This is a genomic window from Luteibacter sp. (assembly GCF_036500425.1).
Lineage (GTDB): Bacteria > Pseudomonadota > Gammaproteobacteria > Xanthomonadales > Rhodanobacteraceae > Luteibacter.
Map to the genome: position 1 here is coordinate 21,548 of NZ_DASYCB010000025.1, position 19,848 is coordinate 41,395.

Here is a 19,848-nt window from a genome sequence, read left to right on the forward strand (position 1 = left end):
CGCATGCTCCTTCAGACGGCCTGGGCCGTGATGGGCAGGGGGTCGGGCGAGGGTGGCCACATGCCGAGGCCATCCGGTCCCTTCTTCGCGAACTTCACCATCAGGTAGCCATCGATCACTGCCAGCGCGGTGTAGAACAGGACGAAGCCGCCAAGCGAAATCCACACCTGGCCGGTGGTGAGGGATGACGCGCCCAGTGCGGTCGGCAGCACGCCCTCGATCGCCCATGGTTGCCGGCCGTATTCCGCCACGATCCATCCCAGTTCCGCCGCGACCCATGGCAGCGGCAGGCTCCACAAGGCCACGCGAAGGAAGGCGCGGCCCTCGAGGCGGCGCTTGCTGGCGCGCCAGAAGGCGTACGCGAACAGGCCGATAAACCAGAAGCCGCAGGCGACCATCAGCCGGAACGACCAGAACAACACCGGTACGTTGGGAATGGTGCTCTGCGCCGCGCGCTCGATATCCGCGGGCGTGGCCTTGCGCGGATCATCCATGAAGCGCTTCAGCAGCAGCGCGTAACCCATGTCCTTGTCGTGCAGGGTGAGAATCGCCTTCGCCTGTGCGTCATCCTTGTTCTCGCGCAACACCAGCATGGCGTCGTAAGCCTTGATGCCATCGCTGATACGCAGCTTGGCGTCGTCGACGAGCGCGCTGATGCCGAGGATCGGTTCGCTGATCGAGCGGGTGCCGATCAGGCCCATCAGCCAGGGTACGCGAATCGCCGCATGCGTCTCGCGCTTCGCGACGTCAGGGAAGCCGATCAGGGTGAACGAGGCCGGTGCGGGCTCGGTTTCCCACATGGCCTCGATCGCAGCCATCTTCATCTTCTGGTTTTCGGAGACCGTGTAACCGGACTCATCGCCGAGCACGACGACGGACAGGGATGCCGCGAGCCCGAAGCTGGCTGCCACGGTCATCGAGCGCTTGGCAAAATCCACGTTGCGGCCGCGCAACAGGTACCACGCACTGATGGAGAGCACGAACATCGCCCCCATCGTGTAGCCGGCACTTACCGTGTGTACGAACTTCGCCTGTGCCACCGGGTTGAGGATGACTTCGCTGAAGTTCGTGACTTCCATGCGCATGGTTTGCGCGTTGAAGGCCGCGCCGACGGGGTTCTGCATCCATGCATTCGCGATCAGGATCCACAAGGCCGAGAGCGACGTAGCGAAGGCCATGAACCATGTGGCGATCAAGTGCTTTAGCGGGGTGGTGCGTTCCCAGCCGAAGAAGAACACGCCGACCAGGGTGGACTCGAGGAAGAAGGCCATCATGCCTTCGATCGCCAGTGGCGCGCCGAAGATGTCGCCGACGTAATGCGAGTAGTACGCCCAGTTCGTACCGAACTGGAACTCCATGGTGACGCCGGTGGCGACGCCCATGGCGAAGTTGATCCCGAACAGCACGCCCCAGAACTGGGTCATGCGTTTCCAGACTTCGCGCCGGGTCATCACATACACGCTCTCCATGATGGCGAGCATGAAGGCGAGGCCTAGCGTGAGCGGGACGAACAGGAAGTGATAGAGCGCGGTGAGCGCGAACTGCAGGCGCGACAGGCCGACGACTTCGGGGTCGACGATCATGGCTTGGTTTCCTGGGTGGATGCGGAAGCGGGGGCAAGCACCCGGCCCACGCCAGCGGGCGAGACATCCGCGCGCGGCAGGGGCCGGATGGCGACGTACCAGATGAGCATCAACAGGGCGAGCTTGGCGACGACGATGACCGAGAGCTCGAGGGCGAGCCTCGGCAGGGGCTTGTTGCGCCAACGCGGGCGTTTTGCGAGAACGTCGACATCCATAGGTGCGACTCCAGCGGTTGCCTTTGGAACATCTGCCGGCAGCATAAGCCTGCGCATGCGTTCGCGACCGATGGCCAATTGCCGCAGCGGCCTGACCGCGTGTCGTTTGGTTCAATCCCCTGGGCTGAGCATACGCCAGATCAACGCCGGCGTAGCAAAGGCGCCGTTGTGGCATGCGGCGTTACGCCGCGCGCTGCGCATGCCGGATTCGATCGTTTCTTGGACGTTTGCGGCGTGGCCATCGCGCGCAAGCGCGCTCCTACACAAGACCTGCGCAGGCCCTTGTAGGAGCGCGCTTGCGCGCGATGTTTTTACGCCAGCTGTGCGAACGCGTCGCGGGTCATGTTTTCCGGCTCGTCGGCGGTGCAGACCACATCGTCCTCGATGCGGATGCCGCCGTACTTGCGGAACGCATCGACCTTCTCCCAGTGGATATCGCTCGCGACAGGCTTGTCCTTGAGTTCGGCCAGGAGCATGTCGATGAAGTACAGGCCCGGTTCGATCGTGACGACCATGCCCGCTTCAAGCTGGCGGGTGAGGCGCAGGTAGGGGTGGCCTTCCGGCTTGGCGATCGTGCCGCCAGCATCCGATGCGTGGAATCCTGCCACATCGTGCACCTGCATACCGATGCCATGGCCGAGACCGTGCGGGAAGAACGCGGACGTGACGCCCGATTCCACCGCGCTCTCGGCGCTCATCCGGATGAAGCCATGCTCGCGCAGCACGCCGGCGATAACGTGGTGGGCGTGCACGTGCAGGTCCGGGTAGCTCTGCCCGGCGCGCACCTTGGCCACGAACGAACGCTCCGCGGCATCCATCGAATCGATCAAGGCCTGGAACTCACCGGCGTTCTTGCCGGCGTACGTACGGGTGATGTCGCTGGCGTAGCCAAAGGCACTGGCGCCGGCGTCGATCAGGAACGAGCGGCTCTCAACGGGCGGGGTCCGGCCGAAATGCGTGTAATGCAGGATCGCGGCGTGTTCGTTGAGGCAGACGATGCTGGCATAGGGTAGCTCGGCATCGGTCTGGCCTACGGCGGCGAGGTAGGCCTGGTGGATGCCCAGCTCGCTGGCACCCGCGCGGAACGCCTGCTCGGCAGCGCGGTGGCCACGCACGCCACGGCGGCTCGCTTCGCGCATCAATTCCAGTTCGTACGGCGTCTTGTACGCACGGTGGTAGTGCAGGTAATCGAGCACCGCCGCCGGGTTGTTCGCCTTTACCTCATTCACGCCGCAGTACTGGTCGCCGATGACGGCGCAGCGCGACAGCATGGCCGGCAGTTCGGCGATCGCGTCGGCCGGCTTGCGCACGGTGACGATATCGAAGTGGTCTACCCAGTAACCGGCGGGCGCTTCCGGCACCACATGCCAGTAATCGTGTGGCTGGAGGAACACCAGCTTCGGCTTGTTACCGGGGGTGTAGACCAGCCAGCTGCCCGGGGCATCCACCAGCGGCAACCAGTGCTTGAAATGCGGGTTCACCGTGAACGGGTAGTCCAGGTCATCCATGAACTTGGTGATAGCGCGGCCGGCCGGGACCACCAGGTGGTCGAAACCGCCGCGCGCCAGGGCGGCATCGGTGCGTGCGCGCAGGGTGGCGAGGTGCTGCGGGTAAAGCGCGGCCAGCGCGTCGTTCATCGTGAATCTCCGGGGACGTTGTTTGGGCAGTCCCCCATGGTGCGCTTCCCGCCCGGCCGAGCCAACCCCTGTAGGAGCGCGCTTGCGCGCGATGAGTGCTTGCCGCAAGCCCGATCGCGCGCAAGCGCGCGCCTACAGGGGCGTCGGTCAGGTGGAGGAGTAGACGACCGTGTAGTCGCTGGCCAGGTCGCCGAGGCGCTGGCGCAGGGCCATGGCCGCGTGGTTGCGGTGGTCGGTGAACGCATGCAGGTGCACCCCGTGCAGGCTGATCGCGAAGTGGCCTACGGCGAAATCATGACGGGGCGATTGCCAGGTGGTCAGTGGGGTCCAGGTGGAGCAGTTGGGGCAGGCCACGAACGCCGAATCGGGCGAATCGCACCACACGATCAGGGCTTCCTCAAGCGCATCGCTGCCCTCGTCTCCGGGCGAGAGCGGTGCGAGACACTGCGGGCAGCGGATGGTGAAACTGCCGTCGTAACGGCAGAAGATGCCGTTTTCACGGCCACCGTCGACCATCTCCGCGGCCTGGCCCTCCAGGCGCCAGCGGTGCCCGCTGGCATGCAGGCCAATGGCGGTGATGCCGGTATCGGCCGTCAGGCGTCGGTCGAGCACTTCAAATGGCGCGTCTTCGGCCATGCCGGGCAGGGGTGAAATCGTGCCATCGCCCACCAGTTTCAGGTACAGCGCGTTCGCGGCGGCGGCGGCGTCATCGCGCTCGAGGTCGGTGTCGACTAACAGGGTGGTGGGCTGGCTCATCGTGGCGATGGTGGCGCTTGGTGGCTACCGGGGTAAAGCGCCACCGGTGGCCACCGTTCAGTTCAGTCGGCAGGCGGCCCGATCCATTCGTCGATGGCGCGGACATCATCCTCGCTGCCGGAAATGATCCGGTAGCCCGACCAGAACTGGCCAGGGGAGGCGGCGGGTTCGTGCCACTGCTCCTGGATGCCGATCACCACCGCGTGCTCGCGGTGCTGCGCGTTGGGCAGGTTGAACGTGACCTGGTAGACCGCACCCGTACGCGGCGTGCGCGTGCCCAGCAGCATCATGCCGGTCGCGGAAAGGTTGCCCAACTGGCCCAGCACGGCGTCGTTCATCACATCGACCACCGGCATCGGCGAGGTGGCCCGCTTGCGTGGGGCGCGGCGCTGTTCGAATTCGTTCTTCATGCGTGGCCCGCCACTCGCTCGTTCATCCGTTCACGGCGCAGTGCCCGGGCCACCGCCTGCCAGGCCCGGTCGATGAGCGGTACGCGCTCGTCGCGCCATTCGCGCGCTTCGCCCGTTGAAATCATGCGGGCCAGGCGGGTGAGATCCATGTCATCGCTGCGCGCACCACGCTGGTTCACGAACAGGCAGCGGCCCGTGGCCGGCGAGAACCACGCCAGTTTGCGTCGGGCGACGTCGCCATCGGCCTGGGTGAACTCGAACCAGGTACCGAAGCGCAGGCTTGCGAAGCCTTCGTAAACCGCCCGCGCCGCAGCGTCCAGCGGTGTCGGTTCGACCGGTGCCACGGGTTCGCCGTGGGCGGTGCCTTCGCCCAGGCGTGGGCGTTGCTTCAGGCGCATGGCTACATCGGTGGTCGTCAGGGTGTCGTCGCCCTGGCGCTCCTGCGCGGGCTCGAACAGCCCCGTGGCGACCTGGCTCGCTTCCGCAGGATGCATGCCAAGGTGTTCGAGGCCACGCTCCACTTCCTGACGCAGCTTCTGCGGGTCAGCCACGGGGCGGCGACCGAGCAGCTGGTCGGTGACGCCCAGGCAATGCAGGTAGGCCTCGCCGGTCTCGCCGCCGCGCAGGATGTGCAGGGCCAGGACGTCCGCCCAGGTGCGCTCGAGCAGGATACGAACCACGCCGCGCGGCGCGGTGCCTGCCTCGCCCATGCGCTCGCCCATCACTTCGCTTGCACGCTGGCGGGCGCGCTCAAGGCGGTCGCGGCCTTCCATCGCTTCGATCTGGCGGCGCTCGGCGACGTGCGCCTTGCGCGAGAGCTGGGCGAGCTGGGTCTCGATGTCGGCGCGCCATGCCGGGTCGATCACCTGCGCGATGCTGGCATCGACGACCAGGCGTTCCAGGCGATCAAGCAGGGCGGCTTCGGGCTCGCCTTCGGCCGGATCCAGCCAGTGGTGCGCGGCTTCGCTCACGGTATTGAGCAGTTGCCGTGCCGGGTGCTCCGGCTGGTCGAAGAAGCCACGGTCGTTGACGGCCGCGCGCAGCATGGGCCACTGCAGGCCGCCAAGCACACGGCGTCCGGCGCTGGCTTCGCCCATCTGCTGGCCCAGGTTCTGGAACAGCATGGCGGTCAGTTCGACCGTATCGCCTTGCTCGAGCGTCAGTTCGGCCTGCGGTGCCCCGGCGGGACGGCCGCGGTTGAGCTGGCTCAGAAGTTCGTTGCGGAGGGCGTCGGCACTGCGGATCTCGCGCTGCGCGGCATCGGTCACGTCAGTGACATGGCCTTGCAGCGCAAGCAGCGCCGTCTGAAGTTCATCGTCAGAGGCCAGGCGGCCCGGGGCGAAGCCCGCGCCGCGGCCGGTCTGGGCACGCTGGGAGAGCAACTGGCGCAGGCTCTCGAGCACGCCGATGTTGCCCTCGGGCGCGGCGCTACCCGTGCTGCCGCCGCCCGCGCCACTACCGCCGCTGCCACCGCCGCCGAGACCCGCTTCAGCCGTACCGCCCTCGCCAGGGCGGGGGCGGCGATCGCCGACCGGTGTACTGGTGACGCGCACATTCGGGTAAACCCGGAAACCCGGCAGGATGCCGCGCGTCCGGTAATGCTCGTTCAGCGCCCCGTAGAAGGCTTCGCTATGGCCAAGTACACGGGTATCCACGGCCTGGAACAGGATCAGGCGATGGACCGGTACCAGCAGCATGTTTTCCATCGCCGCCTGCAACGCCGCGGTCAGCGCGCGCGGGCCGGCGGGCAAGGCCTCGCCATCCAGTGGCGGCGTGCCGGCCAGCACGGCCAGGCGGTAACCGAGTTCGAACAGGCTGCTGGCGCTGCGCGCTTCCGCGCGTGCGGCCATGCTGGCCAGCGCATCGGTCTGCTCTTGTTCTTCCGGGTCGACCAGGCTCAGGTTCAGCCCGCCATACTCATTCGTCGAGGGGCGGCTATCGGCCAGTTCGCCGAGCCGGCGAAAACGTTCGGAAAGGTGAGAAGCAAAGCGGGTACGGAAGGCCGGGCCTTCTCGCTGGACGATGCTGCGGCTGTCGAAGCAATCCTGTTGCTCAAGGTGGTTCCGGCTGCTCTCGGCCGCCGCGAACATACGCTGGTCGAAATCGCGCAAGGCTTCCCGCAGGGGCATGTCCAGCCAGGTAAGGCAAAGTGACAGGCCCTGCTGCGCCTCGCGTTCGGCACGCGGCGATAGGGCGACAGGATGCGGTCCCGTCCGACCGAACGGCGGCGTGCCAGGATTCATGAGCTCGGCCCCTCCCCGGCCTTGGTCGCAAGTTTAGACGGCCATCCGGCCCCTGCGCCAGCGCGGCGTCAAGGGCATAAGACCTAGGCGAAGGGTGTAGGTCTCGCCGGCAGCGAGACCGCCACTCAGGCCATGAACGCTTCGATCACATCGTTGAGGAAGCGCTGGCCGAGGGCCGTGGTCCGCAGCGTGACCGGGTCGGCCTCGATCCAGCCGCGGCTTCGGCTGGTGGCCAGGCCCCTGGCGATGGTTTCGAGGGGAAGGCCGGTACGCCCGGTGAAGTCGGACATGGGCACCCCATCGATCAGGCGCAGGGCGTTGAGCATGTATTCGAAGGGCAGGTCGTCCGCCGTGACGATGCTATCGCCGCCGATGCGCACAGGGCCACCGGCCGCCGAAAGGTACGCGGCGGGAAGGCGGGTCTTCCAGCGGCGCTGGACCCCGGCCGGGCCGCTGACCTTGCCGTGTGCCCCTGCGCCGATGCCGAGGTAATCGCCAAAGCGCCAGTAGTTCAGGTTGTGCTGGCAGCGGCGACCGGGCAGGGCATAGGCCGACACCTCGTACTGCCCGTAGCCGCCTTCACCCAGCCGATCCTGGCAGGCTTCCTGGATCGCCCAGGCCGCGTCGTCATCGGGTAGGGGGGGCGGGTTGGCGGCGAACGCCGTATTCGGTTCCAGTGTGAGCTGGTAATGCGAGATGTGGGTGGGCCGCAGCGCCATGGCCTTGTCGACATCGGCGAGCGCCCCGGCGAGGTCCTGCTGCGGCAGGGCATACATAAGGTCGATATTGATGTTGTCGATGCCGGCATCCTGGGCCTGGCGCACCGCATCGGCCGCCTCGTGCGCCGAATGGATGCGGCCGAGGCGATGCAGCTTGTCGTTGTCGAAACTCTGCACGCCGAAGGAGATGCGGTTTACCCCCGCCGCGAGGTAACCGTCGAAACGACCGTGCTCCACCGTACCGGGGTTCGTTTCCAGGGTGACCTCGGCATCCACCGCGAACGGCAGGCGTTCGCGCGCTCCATCGAGGAAGCGGCCGATCAGTTCCGGGGTGAACAGGCTGGGCGTGCCGCCGCCGAAGAACACCGTCTCGATCGGGCGGCCAGCAAGCGCAGCACCAAAGTCGCGCAGGTCCGCATCCAGGTCGGCCAGCAGCGTCTCCACGTAGGTCGCGTACTCGGGCGTGCCACGCACGCCGTGCGAGTTGAAATCGCAGTACGGGCATTTGCGCACGCACCACGGCATATGCACGTACAGGGACAGCGGCGGCGACAACATGGTCATGCGAGTTCGGCGAAGCGCGCCTTCAGCACATCGAGCGCCTGGCCGCGGTGGCTGAGGCGGTTCTTCAGCGCGGGCTCGATTTCAGCAGCACCGAGGTCCGAGCCATCGGGGAGGAACAGCGGGTCGTAACCGAAGCCACCTTCACCACGCGGCGCCTGCAGGATCCGCCCGTGCCAGCGGCCTTCAGCAATGAGCGGTGCGGGATCGTCGGCATGGCGCAGCAGGACCAGCACGGCGATGAAGTACGCCGTGCGCTTTTCCATCGGCACGCCATCGAGTTCGCGCAACAGCTTCGCGTTGTTCGCCGCGCTGTCGCCGTGCGTGCCGGCATAGCGTGCGGCGTACAGGCCAGGTGCGCCATCCAGCGCATCGACGCAGATACCCGAATCATCCGCCAGCGCGGGCAGGCCGGTGGCGCGCGCCGCATGACGCGCCTTGATCAGCGCGTTTTCGACAAAGGTAAGGCCGGTTTCATCGGCGTCGGACACGCCGAGCGAGGTCTGCGGCACCAGCTGCACGCCGCTGCCGGCGAGCAGCTGTTCCAGCTCGACCACTTTGCCGGCGTTGCCCGAGGCCAGGACGATGCGCATCAGAGGCCTTCCGAAAACGCAGGCGCGTAGCTCACGCGGCCTTTGTAGCCTTCGAGGCCCGTGATGGTGAGCGGCAGTACCTGGAAGGCGTTGCCGCCCTCGAAGGCGTCATGCAGTTCGTGAGCCGAGGCCTTGCCGAAGCCGAACTTGGCGTAATAGGCGGGCGAGCCCAGGACGAATACCGCGCGGGCATCGGCGACGAAGCAGGCGCCGATGCCTTCCTCGATAAGCGCATGACCCACGCCTGAGCGCTGGTAATCGGGCAGGACCGCGATCGGGGCCAGGCCGAGGGCCTTGCCGTCATCACCGTGCTCGATGGTGAGGGGCGAGAACAGCACGTGACCAATCACCGTGTCGTTGTCATCCACGGCCACCAGCGAGATGGTCGCGTGGCCCGCGTCGACCAGGCGGCGCACGAGGTCGCCCTCGTTCGGTCGGCAGAACGCCGCGTGGTGCACGGCGACGATCGCGTCAAGGTCAGCGGGCGTGGCGGCGCGGACGTCGGTCACGGGGTGCCTTCCAGTGCCGCACGCTGGGCGAGTACCAGTTCGTTGATGCCCTTGCTGGCCAGGTCGAGCAAGGCGTTCATTTCTTCGCGGCGGAAGGCATGGCCTTCGGCCGTTCCCTGCACCTCGATGAAGCCGCCGCCATCGTTCATGACGACGTTCATATCGGTATCGCAGTTGGAATCTTCGGCGTAGTCGAGATCGAGCACCGGCACGCCCTGGTAGATGCCGACCGAGACGGCGGCGATCGCGCCCATGATCGGATTGCGCTTGATCGCGTTGCGCTTGAGCAGGGTGCTCACGGCATCGGTCAGCGCGACGTAGGCACCGGTGATGGCCGCGGTGCGGGTGCCGCCATCGGCCTGGATCACGTCGCAATCCAGGGTGATCACGCGCTCGCCCAGGGCAGCGCGATCCACGCAGGCGCGCAGCGAGCGGCCGATCAGGCGCTGGATCTCCATGGTCCGGCCGCCCTGGCCGCCGCGCGCGGCTTCGCGCTGGTTACGGTCGGTGGTGGCGCGGGGGAGCATGCCGTACTCGGCGGTGACCCAGCCCTCGCCCTTGCCGCGCAGCCAGGGTGGGACGCGCTCTTCGATGGAGGCGGTGCACAGCACCTTGGTGTCGCCGAAGCTGACGAGGACGGAGCCCTCGGCATGGCGGGTGTAATGGCGCTCGATGGTGACGGTACGCAGCTGGTCGGCAGCGCGGCCGCTCGGTCGGGAGAAGGTCATTTGGGGCCTGGGTTGGGCGCGGGCGGTGGGTCAGTTTACCATTGCAGCCTTTCCTGACGCGCGAGCGAGCCCCCCATGATCCGCAGCATGACCGCCTATGCCTCCGCCGAGCGCGTTGGCCCGTCCGGCACGCTCACCTGCGAGCTGCGCACCGTGAACCACCGCTACCTCGAAATCAGCCCCCGGCTGCCCGATGATCTGCGAAGTTTCGAAAGCGCTCTGCGCGAGCGTATCGCCACCCGCCTTTCGCGTGGCAAGGTCGACGTCACGGTGCGCCTGCGCAGCGAGCAGGGCAGCGCCGAAGGTCTGCGCATGAATGGCCAGATCCTTTCGCGGCTCTCCGAGCTGGCGCTCGATCTGGAACAGCGCTTCCCGCGGATGAACATCGAGTTCACCGAACTGCTGCGCTTCCCCGGTGTGCTCCAGCAGCCGGAAGCCGACGCGGATGCGCTTCAGGCCGCCCTGCTCGAGGTGCTCGACCGGGCCCTGGAAGCGCTTTCGGATACCCGTGGCCGTGAAGGCAGCAAGCTCGGCGAGATCCTTCTTGAGCGCCTCGATGCGATTGAGAAGATCCTCCGCGACGTCCGCGGTTGGCTGCCCGAGATCCGCACCGCGCTGCGTGCGCGCCTGGAAACCCGCCTGGCCGATGTGCGCCAGCCGGCGGAGCCGGGGCGCCTGGAGCAGGAACTGGTATTGCAGATCACCCGTATTGATGTGGACGAGGAGCTGGATCGTCTCGCCACTCACATCAGTGAAGCCCGCCGCGTGCTGGCTCTGAAGGAGCCGATCGGCCGCCGGTTGGATTTCCTCATGCAGGAGTTCAATCGCGAGGCCAATACGCTGGGTTCCAAGTCGGTGGATTCGCGGACGACCAATGCGGCGGTTGAGCTCAAGGTGTTGATTGAGCAGATGCGCGAGCAGGTGCAGAACATCGAGTAACCTGCAGCTTCCCTCCGGCAAGGACGAATGCACGATGCGAAGCGCGCTCTGGTTAATCACTGTCCTTGCCGCCGCTCTCGCGGCCCCATGCATCGTGGCCGCGCCGCTCGGGCAATCGTCCGGGTCCGGCAACGCGAGCCAGGACACCCTGGTTCGCACGGTGACAGGGCTGGATACCCAGCTCTTCGACACCTTCAATACCTGCGACAAGCCAGGGCAGCTCGATAAGCACGCGGCGCTGCTCGACCCGAACCTCGAGTTCTACCACGACAACGGCGGGGTCAGCTGGACGCGGAAGGACTACATCGAGAAGACCGGGAAGAACGTCTGCGGGCACTTCCGTCGCAAGCTGGTCGCGGGGAGCTTGCAGATTTATCCGATCAAGGATTTCGGTGCGATCGAAGAAGGTGACCAGGAGTTCTGCGACCTGAAGTCGGATAAGTGCTTCGGTGCGGCGCACTTCATGGTCGTCTGGCATCAGACCACGAGCGGCTGGCAGGCGACGCGTGTTTTTAGCTATGGGCATCACGCTATCGGTGATTGATGTGCGGGTTGCCGACCGGATGTAAGCCGCCTGTCACGGATGTCCGAGACATTAAGCCGCCCCGATCGATACGAGTGACCGACGTGCCTCCCCGCCGCGCCCGTGGCCTTGCTGCCGCCATTTCCCTAGTCATCATCCTTGCCGCTGGTCCCGCGCTCGGCTGGGGCCACCGTGGCCATTCGGTGATCGACCGCACCGCGGTAGAAAGCCTGCCGCCCGATGGCCCGGTGTTCCTGCGTAACTATCTCGGCCTGATCGAGGATTCCTCCACCTTGCCGGACGACTGGCGCGACCATGCCACGCCGTTCTCCAAGATGGAGGAAGACCCGAACCACGGCTGGTTCCGTGAGCAGTTCACCTTTATGCAGACGATCCCGCGGTCGCGGTTTGAGTTCATCCTCGCGCTGCAGAAGGAGCAGCAGCGTCTGGCCGCGGCGCACTCGCCCGAAGCGGTGCGAACCAATGTGCGCTGGACGGGTACGCTGCCTTACGCCGTCGTGGAGGTCTACGGTCACCTGGTCAATGGATTCCGCGCTTATCGCGAACGCAAGGCACACGCGCAAGACACCGCGAATATCGAAATTGCATGCGCGATGTACGTGGCGTGGATGGGCCACTACGTCGGCGATGGCGCACAGCCCCTGCACGTCACGATCCACCACGATGGCTGGCAAGGCCCCAATCCGAACGATTACACCCGCGACCCGAAGATCCACGGACGCATGGAGAGCGATTTCGTTGACGGCATGGGGCTGAGCGACCAGGACCTGTTGCGCCGTGTGCCTGCCGTGAACCCGATCGAGGGTGACGTGTTCGACGCCGTGCTGGCCTACCTCTCCCGATCGGGCGATAGCGTCGAGAAGGTTTACCAGCTCGACAAACGTGGCGCGTGGGTCGATCCGAAAGACCCGGAGGCAAGGGCGCTCATCTACCAACGCACGGCCGCTGGCGCGACGATGCTGCGTGACCTTGTCTATCGCGCGTGGCGCGAGAGTGCGCTGCCGCGTGTACCTCATGTGCGTGGCCCGACCGACAGCGCGAATCCTGCATACAACCCAGAGACCGGGTCTGCACCTGCGGAGCGGTCACCGAAGGTAGGTTAGACCTGAGTTTTGTAGAAGATTCTGAGACGCAGCGGGGCTGCCCTCCCGCTGACGTAGACGTGGTGACGTTCGCTCCCATCCTGTCGCTACGCTCCGATCACACCGAGCTGGTTGAGTGCCTCCGCGTGAATGCGCCGCTCTTCTGCCATGATTCGGTGCGCGCCACCTATGGTTGCGATGCCTACTACGTTGACACCGCATCCTTGTCTCCCGCTCGGCTCGTGGCGAGCGCGGCCTACTGGTGTAACGTGTTTGGACACGATCGAAAAAAAGCGCGGTGGAAGGGTTTCGTCAGAATCGACCTGAGCGACGATTCGGTAGTTTTGTGAAAACAGGAGGTTGTTAATGCTTCACGGTGTTGAACTGCGTCACAAACGGTCCGAGGTCGCCAATGCCTGGGAAATGTTTAACAGGGCGCAGCGCGATAATGACTTCTTCGAGCTCATCCAATGGACCGGCTGGCCCGAGCGACTGGAAGCTGAGCTGCGGGCCTTCGAGGCCGTGCCTCACGATATTGGCGAGGTCGGACTGGATTTTGCAGGCGGTGCTTGTCATGGCATGTTCGGCGTGGACCTTCCGCTCGCGAATCGTGCCATCGACGGTTATATCCGCCTGCTGGAATGTCAGGCGTCGTCGCTAAACACACGTAGTGACGCTGGCCGAGAGAAGTGGTCATCCCTGCCGCCGCTTCAGCTAACGGTGACGGTGTCGGAACCCTTCGGCTTTATCTTGCGTGAGAAAAAGAGCCCAGGCACCGGGCCATCATTTGTCCCTGAGGCCATTCACGGCATCGCCGTTGCGATAGCGGACCTCGTAGCTGACTCGTGTGCCTCGTCAAGGACGGAGTCCAGGTCGGACGACCCCATCCTGGTCGAGCTCAACGCATTCCTTGGCATCCTCGACGAGGTCGGCGCGTCACTCCATATCGTTGAAGGCGAGAACAAGCACGATTTCTCTGTTGCGGATATTCACGGCGCTTGCGTCCGCTCGGCGAATACCCTGATTGTGGAACGACTCCGCCGCCGCACGCCGTGCTCAGCTTGAATCGACGATCGGCGGTGGCCCTGGCCGGGTGGCAACGCTCAGTGGGCGCTGGCCCGTTCACCGGCATGCAAGCAATGACGCGCGCCTCCGCGATGAAACACCATCGCGAGCGCACCCAGCACCACGCCCAACGCCACAACACCACTCCACCCAAACCGGCTCATCAACCAGCCGCTGACCACGGTGCCTACTGCGCCACCGAGGAACGTGGCGGTCATATACAGGCTGTTGATCCGCCCCTGCGCCTTCGGGTCTACCGCGAAGGCGCGGGTCTGGTTCGAGACCAGGCCGGCCTGCACGCCGATATCCAGCACGATCACGCCAACCACCAGCAGCGACAGCGAGCTGTTTGCGCCAGCGAGCAGCAGGTAAGCGAGCGTGACGATGCCGATGCTCGCGCCCACGACGTAGCGCGTGCCCTTACGGTCCGCCATACGGCCGCCGAACGAGGCGGCGAACGCGCCTGCCGCGCCGATGATGCCGAACCCGCCGGCCCACGCACTGCCCAGGTGCCACGGGCCATTCGCCAGCAACGCGGCGAGGTTCACCCAGAATGCGTTGAAGGCCGCCCAGAGCAACGCTTGCACGATCATCGACTCGCGGATCGGGCGGTTGTCGCGCATCAGCGGCCACAGCGATGCGAGCAGGCGGCCATAGGAAAGCGTGGTCGAAGGCACGCCCTTCGGCAGCATCGACAGCGCGACGATGGCGGAAGGCACCATGAGCAAGGCTTCGACGCCATACACCGCGCGCCAGCCCCAGGCCTGTCCGACCAGGCCCGCGACCGTGCGGCCGACGAGGATGCCGATCATAATGCCGCTCACCACGGTACCGACATTGCGGCCCCGCTCGCTCGGTGCCGACATCGCGCCGGCGAACGGCACCAGCTGCTGCGGCACGCAGCTCACCATGCCGATGCCGAACGAGACCATGGCCAGGCCGACGATGCCGGGGACGAACAGCGCGACGATATCGAGGACAAAGGCGACGGCGATCTGCGCGAGCACCAGCGCGCGCCGGTCGAAGCGGTCGCCGAGCGGCAACAAAAGCGCCAGGCCGGCGGAGAAGCCGAGCAGCGCCGCGCCAGCGACGAGGTCTACGGCGGTAAGCGTGGCATGCAGTCCACCGGCGATCAGAGGAAGAATCGGCTGCACGCAATAAAGGTTGGTAATGACGGCGCCGGCGACCACGGCCATCATCAGGATCTTTCCGCGCGAGGCGGCCTCCGCGGGGGCGGGTACAACGGTGGGGGATGGGCCGTGCACGGCAGGCTCCTGGGTGGGATGACCGGAAGATAGGTCTGGCCGTGATCCAAGAGAATCTGGCACGATCGGGAATGATCCTTCCATATTCTGAGAGGGCCGCATGAACCAGCTCGAATCCATGGCGATCCTGGTGGCAGTGGTCGATGCGGGCAGCCTGTCGGCCGGCGCGCGGCAGCTCGGGCTGCCGCTGGCGACGGTGAGCCGCAAGGTCGCGGCGCTGGAAACCCACCTGCGCACGCGGCTACTCCTCCGCACCACCCGGCAGCTCACCCTCACCGAGGCGGGCGCCTCGTACGTCGCCGCCTGCCGGCGGATCCTCGAGGAGGTGGGCGAGGCTGAGCGGAATGCGATGGGCGAATACGTGCAGCCGCGTGGCGAACTGACGGTGACCGCGCCGGTGGTTTTCGGCCGGCTCCACGTCGTGCCGGTCGTGGCCGAGTTCCTGGCCCAGTACCCGGAGATCGGGGTGAACCTCAACCTGACCGACCGCGTGGTGCACCTGATGGAAGAGCAGGTCGACGCGGCGATCCGGATTGGCGAATTGCCCGACAGCAACCTCATGGCGGTCGGCGTCGGCAACGTGCGCCGCGTGGTCTGCGCGAGCCCGGGCTACCTCGCGGCACATGGCACGCCCGACACGCCGCGCGACCTCGCGAAGCAAGAGTGCGTGAGTTTCGAAGTCCTCGAATCCACCCGCGCGTGGGTGTTCGGCGAGGGCAAGGCCCAGGTCTCGGTGCCGGTACCGTCGCGCCTCGCCGTCAATACGGCGGAGGCCGCGATCGATGCGGCGATCCTCGGTGTGGGTCTGGTACGCGTGCTCTCGTACCAGGTCGCCGCGCCCTTGCGCGAGGGTTCGCTACGCAGCGTGCTCGCTTCTTACGAAACCGCACCATTGCCGATCCACCTTGTGCATAAAGGGCAGGCACCGTTGCCGCTGAAGTTGCGCGCGTTCCTGGATTTTGCCGCGCCTCGGTTGCGCGGGCGCCTGCCTGCCGGCACTTGACCGCGACGCGCCGTAACGGGCTACGATCGGCGGTCCGTCAGGGGTAACCGATTATGTCTGGAATTCGCCGTCGCGCGTTGGCCGTGCTTTGTGCGTCGCTTCTTGTGCCGGCGGCGCATGCCGCCGCCGATGCGGATGCCGCGCGTTGGCAGCGGGAGGCCGCCGCGGTGTCGATTACCCGTGATGACTGGGGTATCGCCCACGTGCATGGCAAGACGGATTCCGAAGCGGTGTTCGGCATGGCCTATGCGCAGGCCGAGGACGACTTCAACCGGGTGGAGACCAATTACCTGGTCTCGCTCGGGCGGCTCGCCGAAGCAGAAGGCGAGCCTGCGGTCTGGAAAGACCTGCGCCAGAAGCTCTTCGTCGACGAAACCCAGCTCAAGGCCATGTATTCCCGCAGCCCGGCGTGGCTCAAGGCCTTGATGGATGGCTGGGCCGATGGCCTGAACTATTACCTCGCCACCCATGCCGATACGCATCCGCGCGTCATCACCCATTTCGAACCGTGGATGGCGCTGAGCTTCTCGGAAGGCAGCATCGGTGGCGACGTCGAACGCGTGCCGACGAAGGATCTCCAGGCCTTCTATGGCAAGGACCCGGTGGGCGCGCTGGCGCAGGTCACGCCGCCATCGAGCTGGTGGGAGCCGACCGGTTCCAATGGCATCGCCATCGCGCCGAAGCTCACTGCCGATGGCCACGCGCTTCTGCTGATCAATCCACACACATCGTTCTACTTCCGCTCGGAACTACAGATGTCGAGCGACCAGGGCCTTGACGCGTACGGCGCGGTGACCTGGGGGCAGTTCTTCATCTACCAGGGCTTCAATAAGCACATCGGCTGGATGCATACCTCGTCGGGTATCGACGTGGTCGATGAGTTCGCCGAGACGATCGTGAAGCAGGGCGGCAAGCTGTTCTATCGCTATGGCGAGGAAACGCGGCCGGTGGCGACGCGCGAGATCGTCGTGCGGGTGAAGGGGCAGGGCGACCGGCACTTCACCACCTATGCGACGCACCATGGCCCCGTCGTGCGCACGCAGGGCGATAAGTGGATCGCTTTCGCCTTGATGAACAAGCCGCTCGAGGCGCTTCAGCAAAGCTGGCTGCGGACGAAGGCCAACGACTATGCGGCCTACATGAAGGTCGCCGAGCTCAAGGCCAATTCGTCGAACAACACGATCTACGCGGATGACAAGGGCAACATCGCGTACCTGCATCCACAGTTCATCCCGAAGCGAGACGATCGCTTCGATTACACCAAACCCGTGGACGGCAGCGATCCGGCGACTGACTGGCAGGCGCTCCTGCCGCTGGACAAGGCGCCCCGCCTGTTCAATCCCGGCACCGGCTGGATCTTCAACACGAACGACTGGCCGTACTCGGCGGCGGGCCCGGATAGCCCGAAGCAGGCGGATTTCCCGAAATACATGGACTCGGTGGGCGAGAATCCCCGCGGCATCCACGCCACGCGCGTGCTCACCGGCCAGCGCGACTTCACCAAGGCCTCGCTGCTGGCGGCGGCGTTTGATTCGTACCTGCCTGCCTTCGAACGCCAGCTTCCGATCCTGATCAGGGACTACGATGCGCTGCCCGCCAGCGACCCGCTGAAAGCAAAGCTGCGAGGTCCGGTCGGGCTGCTGCGGGCGTGGGATTACCGTTGGGGCATCGCCTCCATGCCAACGACGCTGGCCGTGTTCTGGGGTGACATCCTCTGGGACAAGGTCAGCAAGGAAGACACGCAGGAAGGGCTGAGCATCTACGACGTGATGGCAGAGAAGGCCGGGCCGCAGGCGCGGCTGCGGGCGCTCGCCGATGCAGCGGACCGGCTGGAAAAGGACTTCGGTAGCTGGGGAGTGCCGTGGGGCGAGGTCAACCGCTACCAGCGCAACGACGCGGCGATCGCGCAGGTGTTCGACGATACAAAGCCGAGCATCCCCGTGCCGTTCACCTCTTCACGGTGGGGCTCGCTGGCCTCCTTCGGTGCGCATCGCTGGCCGGGCACAAAGCGCTATTACGGCACGAGCGGCAACAGCTTCGTCGCCGTAGTCGAGTTCGGGCCCAGGGTGAGTGCGCGGGCCATCACCGCCGGCGGCGAAAGCGGTCATCCCGGCGCGAAGCATTTCAATGACGAGGCCGAGCGCTACACCACGGGCAACCTCCGCAAGGTGTATTTCTGGCCCGACGAACTCGAAGGCCACGTCGAACGCGCCTACCATCCCGGTGACAAGGACACCACGCCATGAAGAAGACGCTGCTTGCTCTCGCCACGGGCCTCGCGCTCACGTTCGCCGCGCATGCGGAAGACCTGCCGAAGCCGGCGGCACATCCCGTGCTGCTCAAGGCGGATCGTGTTTTCGACGCGCGCGATGAGCAAACGCACACAGAATGGGTCGTGCTGGTCCAGGGTGACAAGATCGCTGCGGTCGGACCGGAAAGCCAGGTCACCGCGCCGGCCGGCACCGAGACGCTCTCCTTCCCGGGCATGACGTTGTTGCCAGGTTTGATCGACGCGCACTCGCACATCTTCCTGCACCCGTATAACGAGACTCTGTGGAACGACCAGGTGCTGAAGGAGACGCTGGCCTTTCGTACCGTCGAAGCCGTGAAGCATGCGCGCGATACGCTGATGGCCGGCTATACGGCCCTGCGCGATCTTGGCACCGAAGGCGCGGGCTACGCCGATGTCGACGTGCAACGCGCGATCGACAAGGGACTGATTCCCGGCCCGCACCTGTTCGTCGCGACGCGCGCGACGGTGGCCGCGCATTGCTATGGGCCGGGGCCGCTTGGCTTCCGCGAGGACATGGATCTGCCGCAGGGTGCGATCCCCGTGAGCGGCGTCGCGCAGATGGTGGATGCCGTGCGTGACCAGGCCGCGCATGGCGCCGACTGGATCAAGCTCTACACCGACTACCATTGCGGCAAGGCGAAAGGCTCCTCGCCCACGCTTACGCAGGACGAGCTGAACGCCGCCGTGGAAGTCGCGCACTCGCTGAACCTGCCCGTGGCCGTGCATTCGACCACGGCGGAAGGCATGCGACGTTCGGTGCTCGCCGGCGTCGATACAATCGAGCACGGTTACGACGGCACGCCGGAAGTCTTCGCGCTGATGAAAAAGCATAACGTCGCGTACATGCCCACGTTGGAGGCCAGCGCCGCCTACGCCGAGTACTTCGGTGGCTGGAAGCCGGGCACGCCACCCACCGAATCGATGCAGGCTTCGGCCACGGCGTTCAAGCGCGCCCTCGATGCGGGCGTCACCATTGGCGCAGGCAGCGACGTGGGCGTCTTCACCCACGGCACGAATTACAAGGAACTCGAGTGGATGGTCCGCGACGGGATGACCCCGGCGAAGGCCTTGCTCGCCGCCACAGCTGTCGATGCGAAGGTACTCCGCCAGCAGGACCACATCGGCCAGCTCAAGGCCGGCCTCGACGCGGACATCATCGCCGTACCCGGTGACCCGACGAAGGACATCTCCGTATTGTCCAGCGTGCCCTTCGTGATGAAGGGCGGCGCGATCTACAAAAAGCCGTGACGCTGCTTGTCGGAGCGCGGTTGCGCGCGTTTGCGCGCAAGCGCGCTCCTACAGAAAGGCCGCCGCCCAAAAGGCGGCCGGCGAAGTGCATACTCCGCCCACCAACTGGCCTGCTTCGGATTCGGGCTGGGCGCGGTCTACAGCATCGCCGGCAGCCTTCGCCGGAAACTGCCGGAGTTCGGCCTGAACCCCGATATCGATAACACCTACGTCTTCTTCTTCGGCGTGGTGTACCTGCAAGGGCAACTTAACTGGGCGATGCACTGGAAGCGCACCGGATCGCTCGACCCGCGGCCACCCGATGGCATGCTCTGGATCGCCCTGCTGTTTTCGCTGGGCTACTTCATGCTGTTCTCGTTCGTTTCGGCGTTCATCACGCTGGGGCATTGATGCGCTACACAGGGTGAAAGACGGCGAGGAACCTGTAGGAGCGCGCGTGCGCGCGATCGCGCGCA

20 protein-coding genes are annotated in these 19,848 nt (G+C 65.8%); 9 read left to right on the plus strand and 11 right to left on the minus strand.

Going from position 1 to position 19,848, the window contains the following annotated elements:
- Window positions 1–11: 11 nt before the first annotated feature.
- The 10 genes from VGN46_RS06370 to rph all read right to left on the minus strand — a co-directional run bounded on the left by VGN46_RS06370 (window position 12) and on the right by rph (window position 9,954).
- The gene (locus tag VGN46_RS06370) at window positions 12–1,583 is read right to left on the minus strand and encodes a cytochrome ubiquinol oxidase subunit I (RefSeq protein ID WP_345786188.1); all 1,572 of its coding nucleotides are present in this window, start codon (window positions 1,581–1,583) and stop codon (window positions 12–14) included.
- Window positions 1,580–1,798, minus strand: a complete 219-nt coding sequence (gene cydP / locus VGN46_RS06375; protein ID WP_331641840.1) for a cytochrome oxidase putative small subunit CydP — start codon at window positions 1,796–1,798, stop codon at window positions 1,580–1,582. The genes VGN46_RS06370 and cydP overlap by 4 nt, the downstream gene beginning before the upstream one ends.
- A 311-nt stretch (window positions 1,799–2,109) precedes the next feature.
- Window positions 2,110–3,435: a Xaa-Pro dipeptidase gene (pepQ, locus tag VGN46_RS06380; RefSeq protein WP_331641842.1), complete on the minus strand. Its 1,326-nt coding sequence runs from the start codon at window positions 3,433–3,435 to the stop codon at window positions 2,110–2,112.
- Window positions 3,436–3,582: 147 nt separating this feature from the next.
- A complete protein-coding gene (locus VGN46_RS06385) occupies window positions 3,583–4,191 on the minus strand; it encodes a hypothetical protein (protein ID WP_331641844.1) in 609 nt (202 codons plus the stop codon).
- Window positions 4,192–4,253: 62 nt separating this feature from the next.
- Entirely contained in the window at window positions 4,254–4,601 is a 348-nt protein-coding gene (locus tag VGN46_RS06390; RefSeq protein WP_331641846.1) for a PilZ domain-containing protein, read from the minus strand.
- Entirely contained in the window at window positions 4,598–6,844 is a 2,247-nt protein-coding gene (locus tag VGN46_RS06395; protein ID WP_331641848.1) for a DUF1631 family protein, read from the minus strand. Before VGN46_RS06395 ends, VGN46_RS06390 begins: the two co-directional genes overlap by 4 nt.
- A 125-nt stretch (window positions 6,845–6,969) precedes the next feature.
- Window positions 6,970–8,127, minus strand: a complete 1,158-nt coding sequence (hemW, locus tag VGN46_RS06400; RefSeq protein WP_331641850.1) for a radical SAM family heme chaperone HemW — start codon at window positions 8,125–8,127, stop codon at window positions 6,970–6,972.
- Window positions 8,124–8,717 (minus strand): RdgB/HAM1 family non-canonical purine NTP pyrophosphatase, encoded by a 594-nt coding sequence (gene rdgB, locus VGN46_RS06405; RefSeq protein ID WP_331641852.1) that lies wholly within the window; start codon window positions 8,715–8,717, stop codon window positions 8,124–8,126. The genes hemW and rdgB overlap by 4 nt, the downstream gene beginning before the upstream one ends.
- Window positions 8,717–9,226, minus strand: coding sequence for an N-acetyltransferase (locus VGN46_RS06410; protein ID WP_331641854.1), 510 nt, complete (start codon window positions 9,224–9,226; stop codon window positions 8,717–8,719). Before VGN46_RS06410 ends, rdgB begins: the two co-directional genes overlap by 1 nt.
- Window positions 9,223–9,954: a ribonuclease PH gene (gene rph, locus VGN46_RS06415; protein ID WP_331641857.1), complete on the minus strand. Its 732-nt coding sequence runs from the start codon at window positions 9,952–9,954 to the stop codon at window positions 9,223–9,225. The genes VGN46_RS06410 and rph overlap by 4 nt, the downstream gene beginning before the upstream one ends.
- Before the next feature lie 75 nt (window positions 9,955–10,029).
- On the opposite strand from rph, the gene VGN46_RS06420 reads away from it, so the two are divergent.
- From VGN46_RS06420 to VGN46_RS06435, 5 genes are all read left to right on the plus strand, one after another.
- Window positions 10,030–10,893 (plus strand): YicC/YloC family endoribonuclease, encoded by an 864-nt coding sequence (locus VGN46_RS06420; protein ID WP_331641860.1) that lies wholly within the window; start codon window positions 10,030–10,032, stop codon window positions 10,891–10,893.
- 34 nt (window positions 10,894–10,927) lie between these two features.
- Window positions 10,928–11,437 (plus strand): nuclear transport factor 2 family protein, encoded by a 510-nt coding sequence (locus tag VGN46_RS06425; protein ID WP_331641862.1) that lies wholly within the window; start codon window positions 10,928–10,930, stop codon window positions 11,435–11,437.
- Window positions 11,438–11,520: 83 nt separating this feature from the next.
- On the plus strand, window positions 11,521–12,540 hold the full coding sequence (locus VGN46_RS06430) for a nuclease (RefSeq protein WP_331641864.1): 1,020 nt from the start codon (window positions 11,521–11,523) through the stop codon (window positions 12,538–12,540).
- 2 nt (window positions 12,541–12,542) lie between these two features.
- On the plus strand, window positions 12,543–12,869 hold the full coding sequence (locus VGN46_RS20325) for a DUF6932 family protein (protein WP_414675231.1): 327 nt from the start codon (window positions 12,543–12,545) through the stop codon (window positions 12,867–12,869).
- Window positions 12,870–12,885: 16 nt separating this feature from the next.
- Window positions 12,886–13,584, plus strand: a complete 699-nt coding sequence (locus VGN46_RS06435; protein ID WP_331641866.1) for a hypothetical protein — start codon at window positions 12,886–12,888, stop codon at window positions 13,582–13,584.
- 38 nt (window positions 13,585–13,622) lie between these two features.
- Here VGN46_RS06435 and VGN46_RS06440 read toward each other — a convergent pair whose 3' ends face one another.
- Window positions 13,623–14,849 (minus strand): MFS transporter, encoded by a 1,227-nt coding sequence (locus tag VGN46_RS06440; RefSeq protein ID WP_331641868.1) that lies wholly within the window; start codon window positions 14,847–14,849, stop codon window positions 13,623–13,625.
- Window positions 14,850–14,949: 100 nt separating this feature from the next.
- Between VGN46_RS06440 and VGN46_RS06445 the strand changes: the two genes are divergently transcribed.
- The 4 genes from VGN46_RS06445 to VGN46_RS06460 are packed head-to-tail and all read left to right on the plus strand — an operon-like array spanning window position 14,950 to window position 19,783.
- Window positions 14,950–15,852, plus strand: coding sequence for a LysR substrate-binding domain-containing protein (locus VGN46_RS06445; protein WP_331641870.1), 903 nt, complete (start codon window positions 14,950–14,952; stop codon window positions 15,850–15,852).
- Between the two features lie 53 nt (window positions 15,853–15,905).
- Entirely contained in the window at window positions 15,906–18,098 is a 2,193-nt protein-coding gene (locus VGN46_RS06450) for a penicillin acylase family protein (protein ID WP_331641871.1), read from the plus strand.
- Window positions 18,095–19,393 carry an amidohydrolase family protein gene (locus tag VGN46_RS06455; protein ID WP_331641873.1) on the plus strand — a complete coding sequence of 433 codons (1,299 nt, stop codon included), beginning with the start codon at window positions 18,095–18,097 and terminating at the stop codon, window positions 19,391–19,393. Before VGN46_RS06450 ends, VGN46_RS06455 begins: the two co-directional genes overlap by 4 nt.
- A 30-nt stretch (window positions 19,394–19,423) precedes the next feature.
- Window positions 19,424–19,783 carry a hypothetical protein gene (locus VGN46_RS06460; protein ID WP_331641875.1) on the plus strand — a complete coding sequence of 120 codons (360 nt, stop codon included), beginning with the start codon at window positions 19,424–19,426 and terminating at the stop codon, window positions 19,781–19,783.
- Window positions 19,784–19,848 lie beyond the last annotated feature (65 nt).

Excerpts from the sequence above, each read along its gene's own strand:
- VGN46_RS06370 (WP_345786188.1), bottom strand. The coding sequence starts at position 1,583 with ATGATCGTCGACCCCGAAGTCGTCGGCCTGTCGCGCCTGCAGTTCGCG.
- cydP (WP_331641840.1), bottom strand. The coding sequence starts at position 1,798 with ATGGATGTCGACGTTCTCGCAAAACGCCCGCGTTGGCGCAACAAGCCC.
- pepQ (WP_331641842.1), bottom strand. The coding sequence starts at position 3,435 with ATGAACGACGCGCTGGCCGCGCTTTACCCGCAGCACCTCGCCACCCTG.
- VGN46_RS06385 (WP_331641844.1), bottom strand. The coding sequence starts at position 4,191 with ATGAGCCAGCCCACCACCCTGTTAGTCGACACCGACCTCGAGCGCGAT.
- VGN46_RS06390 (WP_331641846.1), bottom strand. The coding sequence starts at position 4,601 with ATGAAGAACGAATTCGAACAGCGCCGCGCCCCACGCAAGCGGGCCACC.
- VGN46_RS06395 (WP_331641848.1), bottom strand. The coding sequence starts at position 6,844 with ATGAATCCTGGCACGCCGCCGTTCGGTCGGACGGGACCGCATCCTGTC.
- hemW (WP_331641850.1), bottom strand. The coding sequence starts at position 8,127 with ATGACCATGTTGTCGCCGCCGCTGTCCCTGTACGTGCATATGCCGTGG.
- rdgB (WP_331641852.1), bottom strand. The coding sequence starts at position 8,717 with ATGCGCATCGTCCTGGCCTCGGGCAACGCCGGCAAAGTGGTCGAGCTG.
- rph (WP_331641857.1), bottom strand. The coding sequence starts at position 9,954 with ATGACCTTCTCCCGACCGAGCGGCCGCGCTGCCGACCAGCTGCGTACC.
- VGN46_RS06420 (WP_331641860.1), top strand. The coding sequence starts at position 10,030 with ATGATCCGCAGCATGACCGCCTATGCCTCCGCCGAGCGCGTTGGCCCG.
- VGN46_RS06425 (WP_331641862.1), top strand. The coding sequence starts at position 10,928 with ATGCGAAGCGCGCTCTGGTTAATCACTGTCCTTGCCGCCGCTCTCGCG.
- VGN46_RS06435 (WP_331641866.1), top strand. The coding sequence starts at position 12,886 with ATGCTTCACGGTGTTGAACTGCGTCACAAACGGTCCGAGGTCGCCAAT.
- VGN46_RS06445 (WP_331641870.1), top strand. The coding sequence starts at position 14,950 with ATGAACCAGCTCGAATCCATGGCGATCCTGGTGGCAGTGGTCGATGCG.
- VGN46_RS06450 (WP_331641871.1), top strand. The coding sequence starts at position 15,906 with ATGTCTGGAATTCGCCGTCGCGCGTTGGCCGTGCTTTGTGCGTCGCTT.
- VGN46_RS06455 (WP_331641873.1), top strand. The coding sequence starts at position 18,095 with ATGAAGAAGACGCTGCTTGCTCTCGCCACGGGCCTCGCGCTCACGTTC.